This is a genomic window from Streptomyces canus (assembly GCF_041435015.1).
In the GTDB taxonomy this organism is placed as follows: domain Bacteria; phylum Actinomycetota; class Actinomycetes; order Streptomycetales; family Streptomycetaceae; genus Streptomyces; species Streptomyces canus_G.
The window spans coordinates 19506-38971 of record NZ_CP107990.1; the positions used below are offsets into that span (position 1 = coordinate 19506).

Sequence of the window (19466 nt, forward strand, 5' to 3'; positions counted from 1 at the left end):
CATCACGAAGTCTTTACCGGAACGCCCGTCAGGCGGGCCGCCCGGTCAGCGTGAGACGGTAAGCCACCGACGGGTGCACAGTCCGCCGCATGAACAACGAACCGCTCTACGAAGAGCTCTGCCCGTTGTGCTCGCGGCCGCTCTGACCGGAGTTCCCGTCGCAGCCGCCCCTCCGGCCAGCAGGACGGTCCGGCCCGCGTCTGGTTCAGGGGGCTACCGCTGCGACGGCTGCGAGGCCACCCGACCCCAGCAGTGGGCGGGGGTGATGCGCGCCCGATACGAGAGCTGACCGGGCCGTGCGAATGCTGCGCCCGCTCCTACATCCGCCACAGCCTGACCTGCCGGGACGTCCAGTGGTTCGTACGACGGATCGAGTTCACGTCTTCTGCCGTCATGCTCTCTGGACGGTGTTGGCGGCGTCCGACCGGGGTGAGGTGCGCTCCCTGTCACATGGGCCGCGGCGGGTGGGGGCCGTGCGGCTGCGGAGCGGGTCTGCTGTGGTGAGCAGTGCATTGATGCGGTGGGCGAATCCGGGACCGGGCAGGGGTAGTTCGGTATCGGGCTCGCTGAGGTAGCCGGCGGTTACCGCGCCGGGGATGTAGGCCATGAGGTTGGTGACCGCGGTGGACTGGGAGCGGACGGTCTGCTTGGACAGGTGGCGCAGGATTCTCAGGATGGTCGTGGTGGAGGTGCTGTTGATGCCGTGGTTGGCCGGGTGCCAGTCCCGGGTGCCGCGGGCGTCGGGTTCTTCGTCGGGGGTGGTGCTCTCGGGTGAGGGCTGGACGTCGTCTGTCTGGCGGTGCCACCAGTCGGCGGTGTCTTCCTCGCCCAGGGACAGGTGATGCAGGTAGAGGCAGTAGGCGGCGGCGGCCTGCCCGGCGCCGGCGGCGTACTGCCACCAGAAGCGTGCGCCTTCGTCGGTGTCGGTGAGCTGCAGGACGCAGGCGAGAACGAGGGCGCTGCGGGGTTCGGGGACCTGGTCGGTGACGAAGTCGGCGATCTGCATGGGTGGGGTGTGGGTGACGAGGGTTTCGCACAGGGTGCGCAGGTCCTCGGCCGCGCCGTTGGGTGTGCTGGTCTGTGCGGGGTCGCCGGGCGGGGGTGTGCTCGTGGCGGGCGGGGGGATGATGTCGCGGGGCATGGTGCGCTCACGGACCAGGAGGGCTCTGGAGAGGAGTTCTTCGATGCGGGTCACGGGGTGTTCCCTTCGGACGGCGGCGGGCAGATGACGCTTTCCAGGAAGCGGGTGGCGTGGCGCTCGTTGGAGCGGACGGCGGCCAGCGAGGCACCGAGGAGGGCGGAGACGCGCTCCGGGGAGAAGCCGCACAGGCGGCGCAGCACCATGACGTCGAGTTGGTGGGCGGGCAGGCGGCTCACGGCCGTGAAGAGTTCCAGGCTCTCGGTGAGCTGGTTCATGCAGTCGGCCGGGTTGGTGAGGGACTGCAGGGCGACCGTGTCGAAGGCGGCCCGGCTCAGCTCGGGCCGGCCGTCCAGGTGGGGGGTTCGGGTCATGACGGTGGCGCGCAGGACGTTCCAGGCGAAGCGGCGGGTGTCGTGGCTGGCGAGGGCGTCGTTCCAGGACAGCCAGAGGATGTCGAAGGTGTCGGACACGGCGGTGTCGCGCTGGTCGTCGTCGAGGAAGACCTGGGCGTAGAGGAGGTAGTCGCCCTCCACCATTTCGCGGAAGGCTTGGTGGTCCAAGGGGGCAGGGGTGTCGTCGGTGGTCGTCAGGGTGGTGCCCTGGGTGCAGCGTTCGACCCACTCGCTGCTCTTGTGGGCTTCGAAGGCGGCCTGGCGCCACAGCCGGTACAGGGGCCAGCTGGGCATGTCCAGTTCGACGGCCAGCAGCAGGACAATTTCCCAGCGCGGGTAGAGGCCGACGCCGCGCAGCAGTTCGGAGATCTTGGACTTGGCGAAGGTGACCCGGGTGCTGAGCTCGCTGAGGGTCAGCCCGCTGGCGAGGTAGGCGCATCGCACTGGCTCCAGCCAGGAGCGGTGCGCGCTGCCGACGGTGGCCGCGATCGGTCCGAGCTTGCGGCCGCGGCGTGCGGCGCCGGATCTGTCTGGGGGCGACGGTGGCTCCGGAGGTGTCGTCACGGGGCGTCGTCCTCCTTGTCCGCGATCGCGTCCAGGCCGGGACGGTCGCCGGGCGCGGGGTGAGGGCGGACGATGTGGACGATCTGCTGCACGGTCAGGGCAAGGGCCGGGGCGAGCGCGGCAACAGCGGCCGTCTGGCCGGTGGCCACCATCACCCCGCTCCAGGCGAACACCGTCGCCGTGACCGAGATGACCACTATCGGTCGGGTCTTCATGACTACCGCCTGTCTCTTCGGGAGGTCGGCCTACTTAAGACCGGTGGCCCATCCGGAAGGGCCACCGGATCCCCGGAGCAGGCGGGTGCCAGCCGCTTGCCGGGGAGGGCAACCAGCATGGCCAGAGCGGCAGTTACTACGCCACGTGATCAAGGAATCACGGAACAATGACGATCACCGAGTGGCGAGCGGCCCGGGAAGCAAGTCGGCGCGCTGAAGGGTGGAAGTTCCCGGTTCTCCTTGCAATTGCACGCCGAAAACGGGTCAATGGAACATGACGCCGTTGGGTGTCGGCCTTCCATCCGGAAGGGCCCGCCCCTGTGCCGAAAAATTGGGGGACGCGGGCATCACCGCTCTCGCCTGGCCGGAGTTGGAGGCCAGGCGAGAGCGGGAACCGTCCCTGCGGGACACGATGACCGTAAAGCACGGCACTGACATCCCGAAGAGCCTCGCCCCGGTACCAGCCCCGGTGTTCGTCCAGAGGTTGAGGCCGCGCGTTACGCCGGACTGCTCACACTGCACCTGAGACCGGGCTCGGCAGCGGCACCCCGCCAGCCACCGTATGAACCCGACGGTGTTCCTTCCCCTCCCGCTACGGGCGGTGCGCTTCACAACGCCAACCGGCCGCGTAAAGACGGGCTGGCTGCCCGCACCTCGGCGTGCCGGTCTCGCACACGCCTGGACGGGGACGTGGGATATCCGGAGCTTTGATGCGTACGACGGCGCGGGATTCGCGGACGCTGGAAGGACCAGGAGTCGAAGGAGCGGTCCGGACTGGTGCCGGGTTGTCAACGGTCATCGTCAGCTCGACGCTGTAGGCGCCGCGGCGCTCCAGAGGCGTACCGGGGAACCAAGTGTCCTCGCCGAACTTGCACGTCGGGTCCGCGTCGTTACCCGAGAATCGAATCTCCTCTTCAGGAACCTGCCCTGCCTCGAGATCAGTGGTCTCCGCGCTCCGGTAGTCATGCCACCTGGTCCGATCATCTGCGGAAACCCACATGTAAGCGCCGACACGCCGATCTTTGCGGGAGGGTGCGAATAGCGGTGCCACGCTGCCGGTGGCCGCGCCTATGAGCGTCTGGCCGACCGTGACGCCTCGCGTGTTGCCCTCATGGCCGGTCCACCCGGTGCCTTCATCGTCCAGGCGGCGAGGAGTGTCCCACTGAAGGTGTACCTTCCCGCAGCCTGTCTTCACTCGGCTGTCCGGGCAGGGACGCTCAGCACTCGCGGTGCATCGCCACTCGACGAGGACACGGAAGCCACCCACGAGTGCAAGGTCGGCCGCGCTGCTGATCTCTCGCCAGGTCACCTGCCGCGTCAGCATCCAGTTGGCCCGGTCGATCAGGTGGAACCTGTCGTCGTGGGTAATCCAGTTGGCGGCCAACCCGGCGTCGGTGTGGGCCTTCGACCGGCGGAGCACGGTGCCCGCGCTGGCGTTGTAGTACTGCGCTTCGCATCCCAAGCTCACACCACCGGCACCGACGATCGTCACGTCAGGTCTGGACGTCCGAGTCTTGGTCGTCTTCTCCACGTGGACCTCGAGGCCGGCCGCCTGCGCGGTGCGGGCCAGGAAGTCCTTCATGGCCTTGTGCCTATCGCTCTCCTCCGGCGTCATCTCGTGCACGGTGGGGAGGTGAGCGGCGCGCAGCCGCAGGGCCCCGTCAGGGCCGCGATGCTTCCGCACATACATGTGCGGGCTCTTGACTCCGCTCACTTCGGCTTTGCACTGACGGCCCTGGCTGCTCTCCACGCAGACGAGAAGTTCCCGGTCCCGCTCGGCCACGGGTTGGAGCAGGCTCTCGATCAGTTCCCCCGCGCTCAGTCCAGTGCCACCCAGGCCGAGGTCTTCCTTGTCGAGTTCGAGAATCCGCCGGAGGCCGGAATGCCATACACCGTTCGCCACAGATGTCCCCCACCCGGTAGCAATGCGCCGCAGACGTCTTTCTCAAGGTACGACTCACCGCTGACAGCGGGGATAGGAGACGACTCTGCAGGCGGTCATCCGGCCCTTCCTGCGCCCGAACTCAGGGGCAGCAGTGCCCGCGTTGGCGGCCTGCCAGTCCGTCAGCCCCGCTGGATCACTGCACCCGGGACAAGGAGCTGGCGCGGTTTCGGCAAGCTCTTCACCCGCGGCCACATTCTTCGACCCAACTCCCCAGAGAAACTGGGTATTTGGGCAAGGCTTGTCCATGCTCGGGTAAGGGAAGGGGTCGGTAACCGGAAGTTCATCGTTCAGGTCTACCCGCATAGAGCGGGACGGTGGTGTCATTCCGTCAGCCGCCCGGAAATTCGCCTCCGGGCCGAAAGCGGGAGACCCCCCAATGCGACCTCTGCGCCGCGTCACCGCCACCACCACCGCTCTCGGCATGGCCGCCGCGGGCCTCATCCTCGCCGCGACCGGTACGGCCCACGCCTCCGCCTGTTCCCAGGCCTACCTGCCGCTGCCCGACTCCTCCTGCACGCCCGGCGCGTACAACCCCGACGTCACCCAGTCGACCATCAACAGCACCATCTGCGTGTCCGGCTGGACCGGCACCGTCCGGCCCCCCACCTCCTACACCAACCCCCTCAAGGCGCAGGGCATCATCGACTACGGGTACTCCGACACCAGCATGGCGGACTACGAGGAGGACCACCTCGTGCCGCTGGAGCTCGGCGGTGCGCCCCGCGACCCCGGCAACCTGTGGCCCGAGCCGCACTACGGCACGAAGACCGCCTCCACCAAGGACGGCACCGAGACCAAGCTGAAGAACGCCGTCTGCAACGGCACCATCACCCTCTCCGCCGCCCGCAGCGCCATCAAGAACAACTGGACCACCGCGCTCCAGGTCACCGGCATCGGCTGACCTGCAGCGAGGTCGCAGCCCCGGCCGGTGATCGACCACACTCGAGTACGGCTTTGAATGACGGAGGCCCCGGCCGGGCGAGCCGGCCGGGGCCATGCCCCGTCACACCGCGGCATCATCTCGTGCCGCAGGGACGGGAAGCGGGGTCAGTGGTGGTGGCCGCCGTCGCGGTGGTGGCGCCCGCCCCAGGACGCGTCGTCGATGAAGCGGTCGTGGTCGTTGCGCAGGGTGGCGGTGTCGGAGTTGTTGTCCCACACGTAGTTGCGGCGGTCCATGTAAAGGTCGCTGCCGGTGTCGCGGCCCTCGCCGGTGTGGATACGGACGGTGGCGCGGCCCTCGAGTCGGTAGTGGTCGAAGGTGTAGGTATGGCCGTCCTCGTCCGTCAGGGTCCACTCGTCGAGGTTGACCGTGCGGCGCGTGGTGTTGGTGAGTTCCACCCACTCCTTGTTCAGTGAGCGTCGCGAGCGGTCGTCACGGCCGGGTGAGTCGTACTGGACCGAGCTGATCTCCACCTTCGGCCGGTCGGGCCGGGCGTGGTCGGCAGCCGACGCCGGCAGCGTCACCGCCCCGACGATCGCGGCGGCCGCGAGAGCGGCGGCGGACAGACGACGGGCGGTCACCGTGGAAGAAGACACAAGGCCCCCAGGTTGTACGGGCACCCGCCTCGTTCCCGGCCCCTGATAGCGGGGTGGAGGGAACGGGCTGGTGCGGTGTGCGGGTGGCGGCCGGTCGGCCGCACAGCCACACCATGGCCGTGCTGTGCAGGTCGTGAACGCGATACGGGTGCTCCGTTACTGTTCGCCCGCTTTGCCGTTACTCTCGACTGTAACGTCCATTCATACGGCGTATGCACACAGTTGACGCCCCGCCATGCAGACACCCCTTATCGGGCTTGGCCGCCCGCCGCGACCGCCAGGACGCGCCACCCCAGCAACTGCGCGCCCCTCACCCGAAAGTGCGTAACAGCCCTTGGACTCTGCACCTGGTTCCGGTGCCTACGAGCCGCTGGTCACGCGCGGCCGGCCTGCAGTTGTGCTGTTCGGAGAAGACGATGAGCCGCCGATGACGCCATCGGCATGACATCGCCCGGCAGACGCAACCGCACGTAGCCATACGGGGCTCTCCCCCTGCACATCACCCGCTGCTGGAGGAGACCGACGTGACCATCACCTTTGAGCCCCACACGCCGCAGACCTTCGTCGACCCCTACGCCGCCGACCCGGCGCAGACCATCTGGCCTCCAGCCACCGCAGGGCAGGACACGGACTGTCTGCTGCCGCCGCCCAACCCCGCCGAGCGCCTCAGCATCCTCATCGACCCCCGCGACCAGCGCCGCCTGGCCCTGCACGCCGCACTGACCGTCGCCGGCATCCCACCCCGGCCCGAGGACCGCGACGCCATCGACCAGCTCAGCGCCCTGCCCTCCAGCATCAACACCACCCTCCAGCGCTGGCTGCACCACACCACATGAAACGAATGGGAACACGCGCAAGCGCCGAGTGGGCCCCGCACATTGCCCGTGGGCCTCGGTCTCAAGCCTGTGGGCCACATCCGTACGCGGCTCGCAGCGCCGCGATCGCCTGCTCGTAGGTGTCGGCCTGCGTGTCGATCGTGAGCTGCACTCCCTCCCTTGTGCCGGAGCCGCGGTCGGGGCCGGGATGCCCGGCCGGCCCCAGCCCGAGATGAGCGCGCCGGAAGTCGATGGCGGCAGCCCGTACCTCCCGGGCACCATCCCACTCCGCCCAGAACTCCTGGTCGGGCAACCGCCGGTGACGCACCAGTTCCTCGGCAACATCGGCCACCGTCTCAGGGGCCGCCATCGGCGCGCGCAGCACCGTGAGCACGGTGTAGAGCAGGACGTCATAGGGGTGCAGGTCGGTCAGGGCGTAGTACCAGCCCTGGCGTTCCTCCCAGTCCAGCCGGATCCCGCCGCGCCCGCTGGTGCGGCTGACGTCCCAGGCGAGCCTCATGTAGGTGGTCAGGCCGCGCTCAAGGCCGTGGTGGCCGACCCGTACGGTGCCCGGCGGGATGCCCCGCTTGGTGAGGGCGGCGTCGACGGCCTTCACATAGGGCCAGTGCGGCATCCCCTGGGCCTTGCCGCGCGGTCCTGGCGGGTCGAGCAGCACGGGTCTACCTCCAGCGGGAGCAGGTCGGGGGTGGGGGCTATGAGGCGCGGCGGAAGACGGCGGCCGGGCCAATCACGCGGGGGCCGAACTTGTCGCGGACGCGGTCGATGGCGGTTTCCGCGGCGAGGCGGGCCTCGCGAGCGTCATCGAGGGAGAGCTGCCGGGGCGCCTGGTCGGCGTCGATGAGGTCTTCGCCCTTCAGGGCGAGCCCGGTCAGGCGGCCGCGCTGCAGGCCGGCGGCATCCATCAGCTGGTAGGCGAGCTGGCGCAGGTCGTCCTCATGGCCCGAGGGCGCGGCCAGGCGGCGCGTCTTCTCCCAGCTGCTGCCGCTGGCGAACTTCAAGGTCAACGTCAGCGCACGGGCGGCCTGGCTGCGGCCGCGCAGCCGGGTGCCGAGCCGGACGACCAGATCGAGCAGGGCGGCCCGGACGGCGGCGCCGTCCAGGGTGTGCTCATCGAAGCGGTGGCGCACGCTCGCCGTAGCGGGCAGCGCGCGGGGCACGACGGGGCGGGGGTCGATGCCGCGGGCCCGGTCGGCGGCCAGGCGGCCGGCCTTCCCGCCCAGCAGGCGCTGCACTGTCGCGGGTGGCACCGTCGCGAGAAGGCCCACGCATTGGATGCCGTAGTCCCGCAGCGCCGCTGCCTGTCGCGGGCCGATCCCATGCAGGACCTCGACCGGCAGCGGTCCGAGCCAGCCGGTGACGTCCTCGGGGGCGATCGCCAGGACCCCGCCCGGCCGGGGGACCTGTTCGGAGGCGGTCGCGGCGATCGTGATGGAGGGGCCGATGCCGACGCGGACGTCGACGGCGAGGCGGGAGACCGTCCGTACCCGCAGCACCTCCCCCAGTCGGCGGGCATCGACGCCGTAGTACGGCAGCGCTCCGCGCAGGTCCACCAGCGCCGCGGTCGGCGGCAGTGCCTGCACCACTGGCGACAGCTCAGCCAGCTCCTCCAGGACCTGCCGGTAAGTCTCCTCCGGTAGCTGGTCCGGGCAGCGCACATGCATCACCACACCGTTCCTGCCCGCCGTCGCGCGCGTACTCATCGGCCTCACCTCCCCCACCACGTTATCGAACAGAAAATCGAACACGCGAGGGCACGACGCCTCGATCTTGAGCCTAGAATCAAAAGCGTGTTCGATGATCTGCCGCCCGACCTGGACCGACTGCGCACCCTGCGGGTGTGGCATGCCCTGTGGCTGAACCGCATCGACCGCAAGATCACCCTGCTGGAGCGGCGCGAGGCAGAAGAGGAACACGGGCGGCGCACCCGGCCGCAGCCGCCGGAGTGGGTCGTCGAGGTCGGCATCGGCACCGGCAAGCCGCCCGTCCAGGTCCACGCCGGCACCTGCCACATGATCGGCTCGCGGCGCCGCCCCGTCAGCCGCGACGAAGCCCGCCGCCTCCTGACCGAAGGCCTGCGCGCCTGCACCCACTGCCAGCCGGACACCCAGCTGCACATCATCGACTTAGCCGCCCGCGGCCCACGTGCGCGCCATCGACCGCATCACCGGCTGCCCCCGGTCGCCTCCTGACTCCGGCCGCCGCACCGTCGGCGGCCCTGGCGCAGGCGGCCCCGCCCGGCGCGCAACACCCGCGAACGCGCCCCGATCCCCTCGCCCGCCGCCCGGGACCTGACCCACACCCACCTTCCTTGTTCTTCCTGCTGTGGGGCGTGGTCCGGGGGCGTAGAGGGGATGTCAGAGGCCCGACCACGCCCGTACGGTGGGGGTGACCTGCACGGATGCGGCGGCTTCGGCGAGGCTCGCGCAAGAGAAGTCGCAAGAGATGCCGCAAGAGAAGACGTAAGAGTTGGTGCAGGAGATGTTGCCGCGCGACAGACCGGAGCACGGTTCGAACAGCAGTACCTTTACTCCGTGGCAGCCTCGTACGACTTCCCCCAGGACCTGACCGACGCACAGGACGAACTCCGTCAGGTCCGCGCCGATCTACAGACGCTCTACCGACGGGTGCCATGGTCAGTCGAACCGCTGGACGCGTGGGAGACGCACGAGAACGCCTGGCGGCCGGCATCCCGCCCCGCCTCCCCCGGCTGGAACCCCCAGGACGCGGCGGAGATCGCTCGGCTACGGACGCGGGAGCGCGAACTCGCCACGGCGATCGTCACGCACCCGTACTGGAACAACTTCGCCGCGGCCGACGTCCTCGCGGCCCGGACCGCGCTCAAGCACCACCACGAGCAGCAGACGGCCGGCGCCTCCAGCTAGGCAGTTTCGTTTGATCAGGCCGTGGGGTGGCGGCGGGCGCGGAGCCAGTGGACACCCTTCACGGCGTAGACAGCGGTCAGGAGCGGGAAGCCTGCGAGGCCGAGCCAGAACCAGGATTCTCCCACCATGAAACTCAGCAGCATGCCGCCAAAGAGCAGCAGGGATCCGACAACCTCCAGCAGGTCAAGGCGCGCCTTGAAACGTAGCGCGGAGTTGGCTTCCCGTAGTCGATGGATGACCGGGACGAGACCGAGGACCTGCCAGAAGAACAGAACGAGAAAGATCCAGACGAACCAACCGGGTATGCCCACGGCGCGCACTTTATCGGCCGTCCGGATCGCTCCGGGGGAAGATCAGAAAGAAGCACCCTAGCGACCGCTTCCCCTGCCGCCGTACCGTCGGCGGCCCTGGCGCGGCGGCCCCGCCCGGCGCGCAACAACGGTGAACGCGCCCCGATCCCCGGCTGCGTCCGCGCCGCCCATCCCGCCCTCCCACTCCTCAACTCCTGCCAGGGCATGGGCGAAGGGGGTCGCAACGGGGATGTCCGCGGCCCGACCACGCCCTACGGACGGGGTGACCTGGTCGAATCCCGAAGTGCTGGTAAGGCTCGCGCAACCTCCAGCGCAACACCTACCGCAACACGTTGGCGCAACGCCCAGCGCAACATCGAGCGCAACGGATTCACGTGGCGGACCCCGGATGGCAGCCCGGCGCCGGCACCCCTGCGCGCGGCAGAACCATCAGGCGCTGCGTGATCGGCGTGCAGTCGTCTTCTTCGTGGCTTTCTTCGCTGCCGTCTTCTTGGCCGGCTGCTTCTTCGCGGTCTTTTTCGGCATCTCGTGGACGTCGGCGTCCTCGCCGCGGGAGGCCTTGGCCTGCTGGACGGACTCGTTGAGGGCGGCCATGAGATCGAGGACCTTGCCCGGCTGTTCGGGCTCCGGTGCTTCGGGAAGGGGCTTCTCTTCCCGCTTCGCCTCGATGATCTTCGCCAGGGCGTCGGTGTAGGTGTCGGTGAATTCAGAGCCCTCGAGGTCGTCCTGGGTCATGCGGTCGATGAGCGCCAGCGCCCCTTCGATCTCTTCTTCCGAGATCTCCTCGTGCGGCGGGTCGACGGCGGCCGGATCGCGGACTTCGTCCGGCCAGCGCATCGCGTGCAGAACGATCGCATCGTCGCGCAGTCGCAGCAGTCCCAAGCGTTCGCGGCCCGACCAGGCGTACTTGGCGATCGCGACCTTCGACGACCTGGCCAGGGCTTGGCGCAGCAGCTTGTACGGCTTCGCGGCCACCTGTCCGTCCGGCACCAGGTAGTAGCCCTCTGCGATGCGGATCGGGTCGATGGACTCCAGCGGCACGAAGGCCTGGATCTCGATCGCCTTCGCCGTGGGCAGCGGCAGATCCTGCAACTCGGCGTCCGAGATCGCCACCACCTGGTCCTTGGCGTACTCGTAGCCCTTGCCGATCTCCGACTGGGGGATCTCGCGGTCCTCCAGATCGCAGATCTTCCGCACCCGCACCCGGCCCATGTCCTCCAGGTGGTACTGGTGGAACTGGATCGAATGGTTCTCGGTCGCGGACGCGACGCGGATCGGGATGGTCACGAGACCGAAGCTGATCGCACCTGACCAGATCGTTCGGGGCATGGCAGACCTCCAGTACGCCCCGAGCCCTACCAGCCTAAAAGCACCGCCGGCACCAGGCACCCGAGCAGCAGCTGCCCGCCATCACCGACGTCAGGGGTCACCAGCGCGCTGACCTGCCATGGTCGGCCCCCTGGTCGGGGTGTCCTCCACCCTGGTCGGGCTGGGTACCCACGCCGACTCCAGTCCCCGGACGGGTGAAGCCCGCGCGATCGCCAGAACCTTCACCAGTGCCGGAACGTCATGCCGGTATGAGGCCGATCCATCACACGCATGTTGAACAGCCGGGCCTGGCCGTCGTCGAGGTCGCGGCCGCCGATGATGAAACCGCGCTCGCGGTCCAGGAGCTGATCGCCGCACGGTGCGCGATCGCAGCGGCGGACCGTACGACCCGGGAGCCTGGCGAGCCCGGTGTACGGCTGCGCTTCTTCCTGGACCTGCGCCAGGAGCCCGGCTCGTAGCGCTGCGGGCGGGCGGCCGCGGTCCCCTGACCGGGCCGGTAGTCGGGTGTGCACGCGCCGCTCGGCCTTGCGGACGGACAGACCGGGTGGAAGGCATGGGGCTGTGACGTGGACGCTGCCGCAACCGATGCTCGCCGCCCCTGTGTCCGCCCCGGCTCTGCTGCCCGGATGGGTGGCAGAGCCCAAGTGGGACGGTTCTCCAGACACCTCATATCTGTCTCAGACATCATTCGTGGCCGGCAACGGTGACTGTCCCGGTGCGGCGTGCAGATGAGCACGCACCACCGCGATGAACTCCCCGAGGGCCTGACGATGCGACCGGTAGAGATCACCGAAAGGAACGTGCGGGCGCCTATTGGTGGGTCGCCCGTCCAACTTTGCCTGGTGTTGCCTGGCAAGGCTGGACGCCTGACGTGAGGTCAAGACGCCGGTTTCAACGACGTCTCGCCACAGTTGCCGGTCAATTCGTGTGCGATTCAGTCCGTTGAGCTGGCGCCGAAGGGCCAGTGCCGTATCGCTCCCCTCCTCCGCAGCAGTCCGCAGCGCCAGCGTCGGCGCGACGCGGCGGTGCTCGGCCATGACGGTGGCCAGAGTCCCGTCCACAGCTTTCTGAACGGCCTCCCCACACTGGGCGATGCTCAAAGGGCCCTCCAGCTGGACGACGGCCAGCGCTTTGCGAAGCTCCCGCCGCAGCTGCTTTCCGGGCTCCAGGTCCAGTGCCGTGTGCGCGATTCTGATCTCTCGGGCCAGTTCAAGAGCTTGCTCGACCGCCATGATGAACGCCACCGCAGCATCCCGACGATTGTTGCTCCGCCACTGTGCACTTGCCGCTTGGGCTGCATGCTCGGCGGCCTCGCGGCCGGCACGGGCCTGCCTCAGGCCAACGATCAGTGCAGAGGGGACACCTAGGACTGCCGCGCCGGAAGCTGCTAACGCGGATATCACTTCGATCTGCATGCAACGGAATGATGCCGTCGCACGTGCTCATAGCCGACCAGATCGGCTGAACTACTCGAAGCACAATCTGATGTCTCATGAGACACCCCGCAGTCTGGAGAAGGACGGGTTCAGGGCTCTGTTGTCCGCCGACGCGGGCCGGGTGGTGCTGCGCTCGAGGCGAGGCACGGAGATGGCGGCATCGTTTCCGGAGATCGTGGCCGGGGCCGTGCAGCTTCCGGACACGACCGCGTTCGACGGCGAGCTGGTCGTATGGGATGCCGCGGGCCGCCTGGCGTTCGAGCGGCTGCAGGACCGACTTGCCCGGCGCGGAGCCGGGGCGGCCCGGGCGGCACAGGAGTGGCCGACCCATTTCGTCGCGTTCGATGTCTTGCGGCTGTCCGGGACGGACACGACCGGATGGCCCTACCGGCGGCGCAGAGCCGCCCTCGAGTCCGTGTTCGCCGCCCGCGCTCTCATCGCGCCGTGGGCGTTGTGTCCGTCGACCACCGACCCGGACACCGTGCGCGAGTGGCTGACGTGGACCTCGGTCGGGATCGAGGGTGTGCTCTTCAAGCGGCTGGACGATGCCTACCGGCCTTCGGGCAGGGGCTGGCAGAAGTACAAGGTGCGCGAGACCACGGAGGCGATCGTCGGTGCTGTTACCGGCTCCCTGACCGCTCCCCGTGGTCTGCTGCTCGGCAGGTACGACGACAACGGGCGCCTGCAGTACACCGGCCGCACTACCACCCTCACCCGGACGACCAGCGCAACGGTCGCCGGACAGCTTGTCCCGGCCCGGCACGGTCACCCGTGGACCGGCTAGTCGTTCTCCGCCGGGTGGGGCGGTAGCGAGACACTGAACGTCACGCTGGTGGAACCCGAGCTGGTGGTAGAAGTCGACGTCGCCCGCGACGCTGCGGGCCGGTGGCGGCATCCCGCACGCTGGCACCGTGCGCGCCCCGACCTCTCCTCCGTCGACGTCCCCCGCCTGACACTGCCGCCGCGCTGACGGCGGCCGGGCGCGGAGGCCCCGCCGACGCGCAAAGGGTGAGCGCGCGCCGATCCCCGGCTGCGTCCGCGCCGCCCATCCCGCCCTCCCTCATCCTCAACTCCAGCCCAGGGCATGGTCGAAGGGGGCCGCCACGGGGATGTCAGCGGCCCGACCACGCCGAATGTTCGTGGTGACCTGGGCGGACTCCGGGACGTTGTGGAGGCCGGCGCAACACCTACCGCAACCCCCAGCGCAACACTTGACGCAATCTCCACCGCAACGCCGGGCCTTATGAGGTGAAGCGGCGGCCGGGGCGGGTTTGTTGATGGGCACCGGCACCATCGTGGTGCTGCGGTACGGGGCCGAGCCGCCAGACCCGGCCCCGTAGGTAGTGCTAGATGAAGATCTGCTCGAAGCCCCAGATGCTGGGGCCGCCGGAGCCACGGTGGAGGACCACGATGCGGTTGTCGTGGTACTTCGCCGGAACGGGCACCCCGGGTCCGGGGAGGTTGCCGCCCAGCCGCTCGGCGTCGGCGAAGGCGTTGCTGTTGGGCTGCCTCTGCTCGCAGATGTAGAGGCTGCGGTCGTTGGCGACGACGAAGACTTCCAGGCGGCCGTCCATGGCGAGGATGGCCACCGGTGTCTCCACGATGGTCCCCTGGGTGGTGCCGGGCGTGCCGTAGGCGGTGCCGTAGCCGGCGGGCTGGACGGCGTGGTAGCCGGTGGTGCCGGCCCGCCAGAAGACGCGGATGCGCTGGTCGGCGTCGGTGACAGCGGTGGGACTGCCGACGACTCCGGCGTTTTGGGCGGAGACGGGGAAGTAGCTGGTCCAGGTGCTGGTGCTGTCGGGGTCCTGCTGGCTGATCCCCCAGATCTCGTCCTGGTGGCCGTGGACGAAGGCCTGGATGCGTCCATCGCCGCCGCGGGCGGCGGCGGGTGCCAGACAGTTGTTCGTGCCGGTGTCCCCGGCCAGGCTCTGGGGCGGGTCCCAGGTCGCGTAGTCGACATCGTGCTGGTCGACGTGCCACAGGGCGCGGTCGGTGCCGCTGTAGAAGACGGAGACCCGGCCGTCCGCGTTCAGGACCGCGGCCGGGTCGCTCGCGGCACCGGAGGCGATCGGCGTGACCACGTCGTAGGTGCTGTTGATACCGCTCTGCCGCAACGCCCAGATGCGGTCGTCCGGGCCGCGCCAGAAGACGTTGACGATGCCGTCCGGGCCGCGCAGGGCGACGGGGGTGCCCGCGACGGTGCCCTGGGTGCCGGCGACCAGTGTCCAGTTCGCCTCCCAGCTCCAGTCTCGCTTCTGCGACTTGACGTAAAGGTCAGGGCCCAGACCCCGTACGAACACCGACAGACGGTCGTCGGCGTTCGGGGCGACGGCCGGATCTAAGCTGACGCCGCCGCCGAGGGCGACCGCCTGCGATGACCAGACCAGACCGGGGGTGGTGGAAGGTGCCATAGAACTCTCCCCTGCTCACACAGCACGACATGGCTCGCCGGGTCGGCCCGCGTCCCCTCTGGGCGACCCGCACCTTCCCGGCACCCGGAGATTCGCAGTCGCCGGGCAGGACACGCCCGGGTTGGACTGGCGTCCATCCGATGCGGTGACATCCGGTTTAGGTGGCGGGAGCCAAGGTGCCGCGAACGTCACCAGCTGCACAGCGGACAGGCTCGAGGCGTGCTCCAGGAGCGGGCCTCCAACGCTTCTTCTCAGCGGAACTAGGTGCTGTCGTCGCTGATCGACACCGGTGTCAGTTCTCACCTACAAGGCCACCCCGCTCGCGGCGCTGGCGAAAGCAGGCCGCCGTGGTGTGACGCCGACGGGCCCCGTTCGTTGAACGGGTCTGCGGAGCAAGGAACAAGCCTCCGGGGCGTTGAGCCCCGGAGGCTTCGTCGTCCCAGCCCACCGCCGGAAGGGACCGGCCGCCGCGCTCCGGGCCGTTGAGCGGCACGGACGCGAGTTATCCACAGGCCGGAACGCGATCGGGGGTTCCTTCATACGCTGCTGCTCAAGTCGATCACACGGGGGTGTGCGGGATGCGGTACGGCGTAGTGGTGGAGGAGCTCGCGGTGGAGGTCATGGCGCAGCTGCCGGACGACCGGGCCCGGCAGGAGGAGATGGCGCTGGTGGAGGTGGCACGGATGGATCCGAGGGCCTGGCCCGATGTCCGCGATGCGGGCTCGGTGGAGGAGATCCGGGAGGCGTTCGGCCGACAGTGCTGGATCCAGTACCTGCCGCACGCCGGGGCGATCGAGGTCCGTGACATCGGCTGGGCTGGCTGATTCCTCAGCCGCGGCGAAGTTCCTCGGACCAGTGCCGGAGCTGGTCTTCGAGGCAGGTCAGGGCGCAACGCGCCCCGTTGTTGCACTGCGGTGTCACGCCGCAGCGCCGGGCCCTGCGGGGTCCTGGCAGCCACCGGCGTCGGGCTGCGCCTGTGTAGCTGTTGGCGAACCTGGGCTGCGCTCTGCTCCATCGACTTTCGGGTGGAGCAGAGCGCAGGTGCGTAACGATGGCTACAAGGGGCGGACCATTCCCGCTTGTGGACCCTTCGAGCCTTGGGTGACCTCGAACTCCACCCGCTGGTTCTCTTCCAAGCTTTTGTAGCCATTGGTCTGGATGGCTGCGGATTCCACGAACACGTCTGCGCCGCCATCGTCCTGGCTGATGAAGCCGTATCCCTTGTCGGGGTTGAACCACTTCACAGTGCCTGTTGCCATCGGTTCCGTCCCTCGTTCGGTGCCACGGTGCCGCTGCCCAACCGAGCCGGCTGCGGCACGTGCATCTTTTCCTTCCGGTGCGGCGAAATCCGCGGCCCTCCCAGGACCTCACCCTTGGGGATGAATCTCGCCGCGTCACAGCTCTCCTGTGAGGTGAGGCGTGACGCGGCCAGCAGGCAGGCAGTTCGCCACCGCATCTCGGTGGGGGCAGGCCCGGCTCCCGGCGTGAGCCCGGGATACGGGCGAGCCGTGAATACGCCGGGCCCCGGCAGTCCGTGACTGCCGGGGCTCGCACACTGGTGTGATCAGCCTTGGGCCTGGTGGATCTTCCAGTCGGCGACGTTGGAACTGCGGTTGAAGTAGGCGTTGGTGCACACGTCGTACTTGGCGCCCGTGTCGGAGCTGCCGCCGTTGGTCTCCAGGAAACCGCCGTTGTCGTCCCAGGTGTTCCAGAGGAGGACCGTGTCGCCGAATCGGACCTTCTGGTCTGCGGGGGCGGAGGTCTGGGCGAAGATCCGCCAGCGTCCGGTTCCCGGTGCGCGGTCCCTGGCCGGGGATGTGGAGACGTCGTACTTGGCGCCGTCGTTCGCCTGGGTGGTGGTGGGACCGCTGTTGGTGTCGAGGTAGCCGCCGTCCCCGCCGTAGAGGTTGCGCAGGTAGATCAGATCGCCGCTGGTGACAGGCTGGCCCGCCGCCTTGCCGGAGGCGGACAGGATCTCCCAGGTGCCGGTGCCCTTCGCGCGGGCCGGTGTGCTGGTGGTCGAGACGCCGTACTTGGAGCCCTGTGCGGGGTTGCCGCTGTTGGTGTCGAGATAGCCGCCCTGCCAGCCGCCGTAGCCGTTCTGCAGGTGGATCAGATCACCGTACTTGAGCTCGTTCGCCATCTGGAATTCCCCTTGTCCGCCGATGTCTGTCTCGAACCCGGACGGTCCTTAACTGGAAGCCCCTCAGCGCCCCCGCTGCGGGACGCGGCCCCTGCTTCCGTCCAGGCCGGGAGGCCGGGATCCCACGCCGAAGTCGATGACGAGCGCCATCCCCCGCCCCCCTCTTTGTTCCTGCCGCCCTTGTCCGGCTTTGCCGCCCGGGAATGAGTGGCCTAGAACCCGGGGCTCACCCAGTGCGCCATGACTCCCGTACGTCCGTCGCCGTTGCTGAGGACGGCGGTGTTGCCCCCACCGATGCGGTACGCGTGGAGAGTGATGACGTCGTTGACGTCGAACTTCTCCAGGATCGTCTGCCCCGCGGTGGTCTGCATGACCGCGCCGCCGGTGAGGGCTTCCGTGCCGGGGATGAGCTGGCCGTTCTTGAACAGTGCGGTGCGCACGAGCTCCCCCGCTCCGCCGGTGTACGAGCGGGCGTGGTAGGAGATCTCCCACACCCCGGGGTGGAGGACCTTGAGTTCCTCGACCTCGGAGATCCGCTCATCGGCGCGATCGGCGCCGGAGAGGGGGTGGTTGAAGTCGACCGGGACAGTCTGGAGCCACGTCGAGCCCTTCCGGTAATTCGCAGGAGTCGTCATCCCATTCCATTCCTTTGCCGCGCCGGGATACACACTGACCGTGCCGGGTGCTCATGCCACCGGCACCGGACCTATGAGAGCGGCGCCACCCGCAGTCGCGGTAGGCGGCCCAGGGATCGACAGGCCAATCCCTCGTTACGGGTTTGATCCGACTTTCCGGTCCTGCACCAAGGGCCCCCCGCACGCAGAAACCCTTCTCCATACAGGCGTTCACCCGTCATGGCGCTCCACAACGGCGGAAATACGGCTCTCCCACCACCCATCCCGTCATCCGCAGGGGTGAACGACACCACGCCCGAGTTGACGTTGGCCCTGCCACAAGGGCGGTCCCTGCCAGCTTGGTTGGTCTCTGCGAGGCAGCCGTCGACGCACACGCCCGCCTCAACGACCTGGGCGTCGACTACGACAAGAGCGACACAGCCGGAGGCCTGGCAGGCCCCTGGCGGACGGGCTGCCCTGGACCTGCGCCAGGAGCCCGGCTCGTAGCGCTGCGGGCAGGCGGCAGCGCCCCGCTGACCAGCCGTGGTCGGGGTTGGCGGCAGCATGGTCGGCGCCGTGGTCAGTCCGGCCATCTGCGGGGGCGGTCGTCCGAGGTGCGGCGATGAGCGCTCTCCGGCCCGGTGACATCACTGACGAGATGATCCAGGCCATAGACACGGTCCGGCAGCAGGGACTGCAGAAGGACTTGCGTGCCCTGGCCGCCAACATCGGTGCCGACGCCGAAGGCCGGTAGGACGGTGCGGAGCCCGGGTGACGGGCTAGCGTCGAGTGGACGCTGCTGTGGATCGAGAACACTGCCAGTCAGCTGGCCGCCGAAGGCCGGCCGTAGGCCACGGCGCCCAGCGCGCTGACAGTCAGGGTGTATCGCCGGCGTAGTAAAGCGAGTTCAGCCGCCCTCCGGTGCGACCCTCTCCGCGGCCACCGTGGGCCGGGGCAGGCGCGGCGTAGGCCAGGCCGGCTCCCACGCCCAGGCCGCCCAGCGCTCCGTGTGCGCGAAGACGCCGGCACGGTCGGCGAGCATCGCCAGCACCTGGGCGCGGGCGTCGTCGACGGCCTGGTGCTCGGTGTCGGAGATGATGCCGAGGCGGCGCACGTGCGCGTACTCGTCTTCGTCCTTCCACTCCCAGCCGGTGAGGTCGGGGTGGATGAGCAGGTCTACGGTGAGATCGAAGGTGTCGAACCCGGTCTCAGTACGGCGGGTGGGGTGCTCGAAGTTGACGTACCAGTTCCGCAGCCGCCGCCCGGCGCCGTCGGGGACGAAGAAGGCGTTGATGCTGAACCAGGCCGCCGGAGGCTTCCACAGCAGCAGGTCGGTCTCCTGCCACACCGCGTCCGCGAGCTCCCACCTGCCGGTCGCCATCGCCTCGAACGCCTCCGTGCGCACCGAGCGGTCCCCTTCGTCGCGGGCCTTCGCATACAGGGCGGGCCAGCGGGCCTCCGCCCCGGGCGCACAGGCGGTCACCAACGCCTCATCGATGTCCGCGAGAACCCGCAGCGCCTGCTCGCTCCACACCCGGCCCGAGCGGTGCACGTCGCGCCGTACGACCGTCTCACCCGTCTCGAAACTTCGCACCACACTCCTCCACCGGCCACGGTCGGGATGTCCGGCCAGACTTGCCCACCTCAGCGCGCACCGGCCGGAGTGGGCAAGCCGCCGTCCGGGGCAGCTTGCCCACGGATCCCCTTGAGT

At 69.1% G+C, this 19466-nt stretch carries 23 protein-coding genes; 8 read left to right on the forward strand and 15 right to left on the reverse strand.

Annotated features, from left to right (window positions below; genetic code table 11):
- Nucleotides 1-391: 391 nt before the first annotated feature.
- The 4 genes from OG841_RS47555 to OG841_RS47570 form a co-directional block, all read right to left on the reverse strand.
- A complete protein-coding gene (locus OG841_RS47555; protein ID WP_331724737.1) occupies nucleotides 392-1195 on the reverse strand; it encodes a hypothetical protein in 804 nt (267 codons plus the stop codon).
- Complete coding sequence (locus OG841_RS47560; RefSeq protein ID WP_371571264.1) at nucleotides 1192-2097, reverse strand: sigma factor-like helix-turn-helix DNA-binding protein; 906 nt, start codon at nucleotides 2095-2097, stop codon at nucleotides 1192-1194. The genes OG841_RS47555 and OG841_RS47560 overlap by 4 nt, the downstream gene beginning before the upstream one ends.
- On the reverse strand, nucleotides 2094-2312 hold the full coding sequence (locus OG841_RS47565; protein WP_331724739.1) for a hypothetical protein: 219 nt from the start codon (nucleotides 2310-2312) through the stop codon (nucleotides 2094-2096). Before OG841_RS47565 ends, OG841_RS47560 begins: the two co-directional genes overlap by 4 nt.
- 592 nt (nucleotides 2313-2904) lie before the next feature.
- Nucleotides 2905-4215 carry a competence protein CoiA family protein gene (locus OG841_RS47570; protein ID WP_331724740.1) on the reverse strand — a complete coding sequence of 437 codons (1311 nt, stop codon included), beginning with the start codon at nucleotides 4213-4215 and terminating at the stop codon, nucleotides 2905-2907.
- Between the two features lie 418 nt (nucleotides 4216-4633).
- Between OG841_RS47570 and OG841_RS47575 the strand changes: the two genes are divergently transcribed.
- Nucleotides 4634-5158, forward strand: coding sequence for a hypothetical protein (locus OG841_RS47575; protein WP_331724741.1), 525 nt, complete (start codon nucleotides 4634-4636; stop codon nucleotides 5156-5158).
- A 146-nt stretch (nucleotides 5159-5304) separates the two neighbouring features.
- Here the strand turns inward: OG841_RS47575 and OG841_RS47580 are convergent, their stop codons facing one another.
- Complete coding sequence (locus OG841_RS47580; protein WP_331724821.1) at nucleotides 5305-5778, reverse strand: lamin tail domain-containing protein; 474 nt, start codon at nucleotides 5776-5778, stop codon at nucleotides 5305-5307.
- 539 nt (nucleotides 5779-6317) lie between these two features.
- On the opposite strand from OG841_RS47580, the gene OG841_RS47585 reads away from it, so the two are divergent.
- Nucleotides 6318-6629, forward strand: a complete 312-nt coding sequence (locus OG841_RS47585) for a hypothetical protein (protein WP_331724742.1) — start codon at nucleotides 6318-6320, stop codon at nucleotides 6627-6629.
- A 61-nt stretch (nucleotides 6630-6690) separates the two neighbouring features.
- Here OG841_RS47585 and OG841_RS47590 read toward each other — a convergent pair whose 3' ends face one another.
- Together OG841_RS47590 and OG841_RS47595 are read right to left on the reverse strand one after the other, a co-directional pair.
- Entirely contained in the window at nucleotides 6691-7284 is a 594-nt protein-coding gene (locus OG841_RS47590; RefSeq protein WP_371571271.1) for a DUF6292 family protein, read from the reverse strand.
- A gap of 37 nt (nucleotides 7285-7321) precedes the next feature.
- Complete coding sequence (locus OG841_RS47595; RefSeq protein WP_331724822.1) at nucleotides 7322-8329, reverse strand: DNA polymerase Y family protein; 1008 nt, start codon at nucleotides 8327-8329, stop codon at nucleotides 7322-7324.
- 87 nt (nucleotides 8330-8416) lie between these two features.
- Here OG841_RS47595 and OG841_RS47600 point away from each other — a divergent pair, with 87 nt between their 5' ends.
- On the forward strand, nucleotides 8417-8818 hold the full coding sequence (locus OG841_RS47600) for a DUF6233 domain-containing protein (RefSeq protein WP_331724744.1): 402 nt from the start codon (nucleotides 8417-8419) through the stop codon (nucleotides 8816-8818).
- A 342-nt stretch (nucleotides 8819-9160) separates the two neighbouring features.
- Nucleotides 9161-9511 carry a hypothetical protein gene (locus OG841_RS47605; protein ID WP_331724745.1) on the forward strand — a complete coding sequence of 117 codons (351 nt, stop codon included), beginning with the start codon at nucleotides 9161-9163 and terminating at the stop codon, nucleotides 9509-9511.
- 14 nt (nucleotides 9512-9525) lie between these two features.
- On the opposite strand, the gene OG841_RS47610 is transcribed toward OG841_RS47605, so the two are convergent.
- Entirely contained in the window at nucleotides 9526-9822 is a 297-nt protein-coding gene (locus OG841_RS47610) for a hypothetical protein (RefSeq protein WP_371571276.1), read from the reverse strand.
- A gap of 429 nt (nucleotides 9823-10251) precedes the next feature.
- The gene (ku, locus tag OG841_RS47615) at nucleotides 10252-11151 is read right to left on the reverse strand and encodes a non-homologous end joining protein Ku (RefSeq protein ID WP_331724747.1); all 900 of its coding nucleotides are present in this window, start codon (nucleotides 11149-11151) and stop codon (nucleotides 10252-10254) included.
- A gap of 248 nt (nucleotides 11152-11399) precedes the next feature.
- Here ku and OG841_RS47620 point away from each other — a divergent pair, with 248 nt between their 5' ends.
- Nucleotides 11400-11609, forward strand: coding sequence for a DUF6207 family protein (locus OG841_RS47620; protein ID WP_331724748.1), 210 nt, complete (start codon nucleotides 11400-11402; stop codon nucleotides 11607-11609).
- A gap of 219 nt (nucleotides 11610-11828) precedes the next feature.
- Here the strand turns inward: OG841_RS47620 and OG841_RS47625 are convergent, their stop codons facing one another.
- Entirely contained in the window at nucleotides 11829-12566 is a 738-nt protein-coding gene (locus OG841_RS47625) for a hypothetical protein (RefSeq protein WP_331724749.1), read from the reverse strand.
- 70 nt (nucleotides 12567-12636) lie between these two features.
- On the opposite strand from OG841_RS47625, the gene OG841_RS47630 reads away from it, so the two are divergent.
- Nucleotides 12637-13371 (forward strand): ATP-dependent DNA ligase, encoded by a 735-nt coding sequence (locus OG841_RS47630; protein ID WP_331724750.1) that lies wholly within the window; start codon nucleotides 12637-12639, stop codon nucleotides 13369-13371.
- A 562-nt stretch (nucleotides 13372-13933) separates the two neighbouring features.
- Here the strand turns inward: OG841_RS47630 and OG841_RS47635 are convergent.
- Complete coding sequence (locus OG841_RS47635; RefSeq protein WP_331724751.1) at nucleotides 13934-14998, reverse strand: hypothetical protein; 1065 nt, start codon at nucleotides 14996-14998, stop codon at nucleotides 13934-13936.
- A gap of 578 nt (nucleotides 14999-15576) precedes the next feature.
- On the opposite strand from OG841_RS47635, the gene OG841_RS47640 reads away from it, so the two are divergent.
- A complete protein-coding gene (locus OG841_RS47640; protein ID WP_331724752.1) occupies nucleotides 15577-15822 on the forward strand; it encodes a hypothetical protein in 246 nt (81 codons plus the stop codon).
- A 231-nt stretch (nucleotides 15823-16053) separates the two neighbouring features.
- Here OG841_RS47640 and OG841_RS47645 read toward each other — a convergent pair whose 3' ends face one another.
- From OG841_RS47645 to OG841_RS47655, 3 genes are all read right to left on the reverse strand, one after another.
- Nucleotides 16054-16257, reverse strand: coding sequence for a cold-shock protein (locus tag OG841_RS47645; protein WP_331724753.1), 204 nt, complete (start codon nucleotides 16255-16257; stop codon nucleotides 16054-16056).
- 305 nt (nucleotides 16258-16562) lie between these two features.
- Nucleotides 16563-17141 carry a hypothetical protein gene (locus tag OG841_RS47650; RefSeq protein WP_331724754.1) on the reverse strand — a complete coding sequence of 193 codons (579 nt, stop codon included), beginning with the start codon at nucleotides 17139-17141 and terminating at the stop codon, nucleotides 16563-16565.
- Nucleotides 17142-17353: 212 nt separating this feature from the next.
- On the reverse strand, nucleotides 17354-17776 hold the full coding sequence (locus OG841_RS47655) for a hypothetical protein (protein WP_331724755.1): 423 nt from the start codon (nucleotides 17774-17776) through the stop codon (nucleotides 17354-17356).
- A gap of 601 nt (nucleotides 17777-18377) precedes the next feature.
- Here OG841_RS47655 and OG841_RS47660 point away from each other — a divergent pair.
- Entirely contained in the window at nucleotides 18378-18509 is a 132-nt protein-coding gene (locus OG841_RS47660) for a hypothetical protein (RefSeq protein WP_331724756.1), read from the forward strand.
- A gap of 153 nt (nucleotides 18510-18662) precedes the next feature.
- Here OG841_RS47660 and OG841_RS47665 read toward each other — a convergent pair whose 3' ends face one another.
- Nucleotides 18663-19349, reverse strand: a complete 687-nt coding sequence (locus tag OG841_RS47665; RefSeq protein ID WP_371571283.1) for a DUF402 domain-containing protein — start codon at nucleotides 19347-19349, stop codon at nucleotides 18663-18665.
- Nucleotides 19350-19466: the final 117 nt, after the last annotated feature.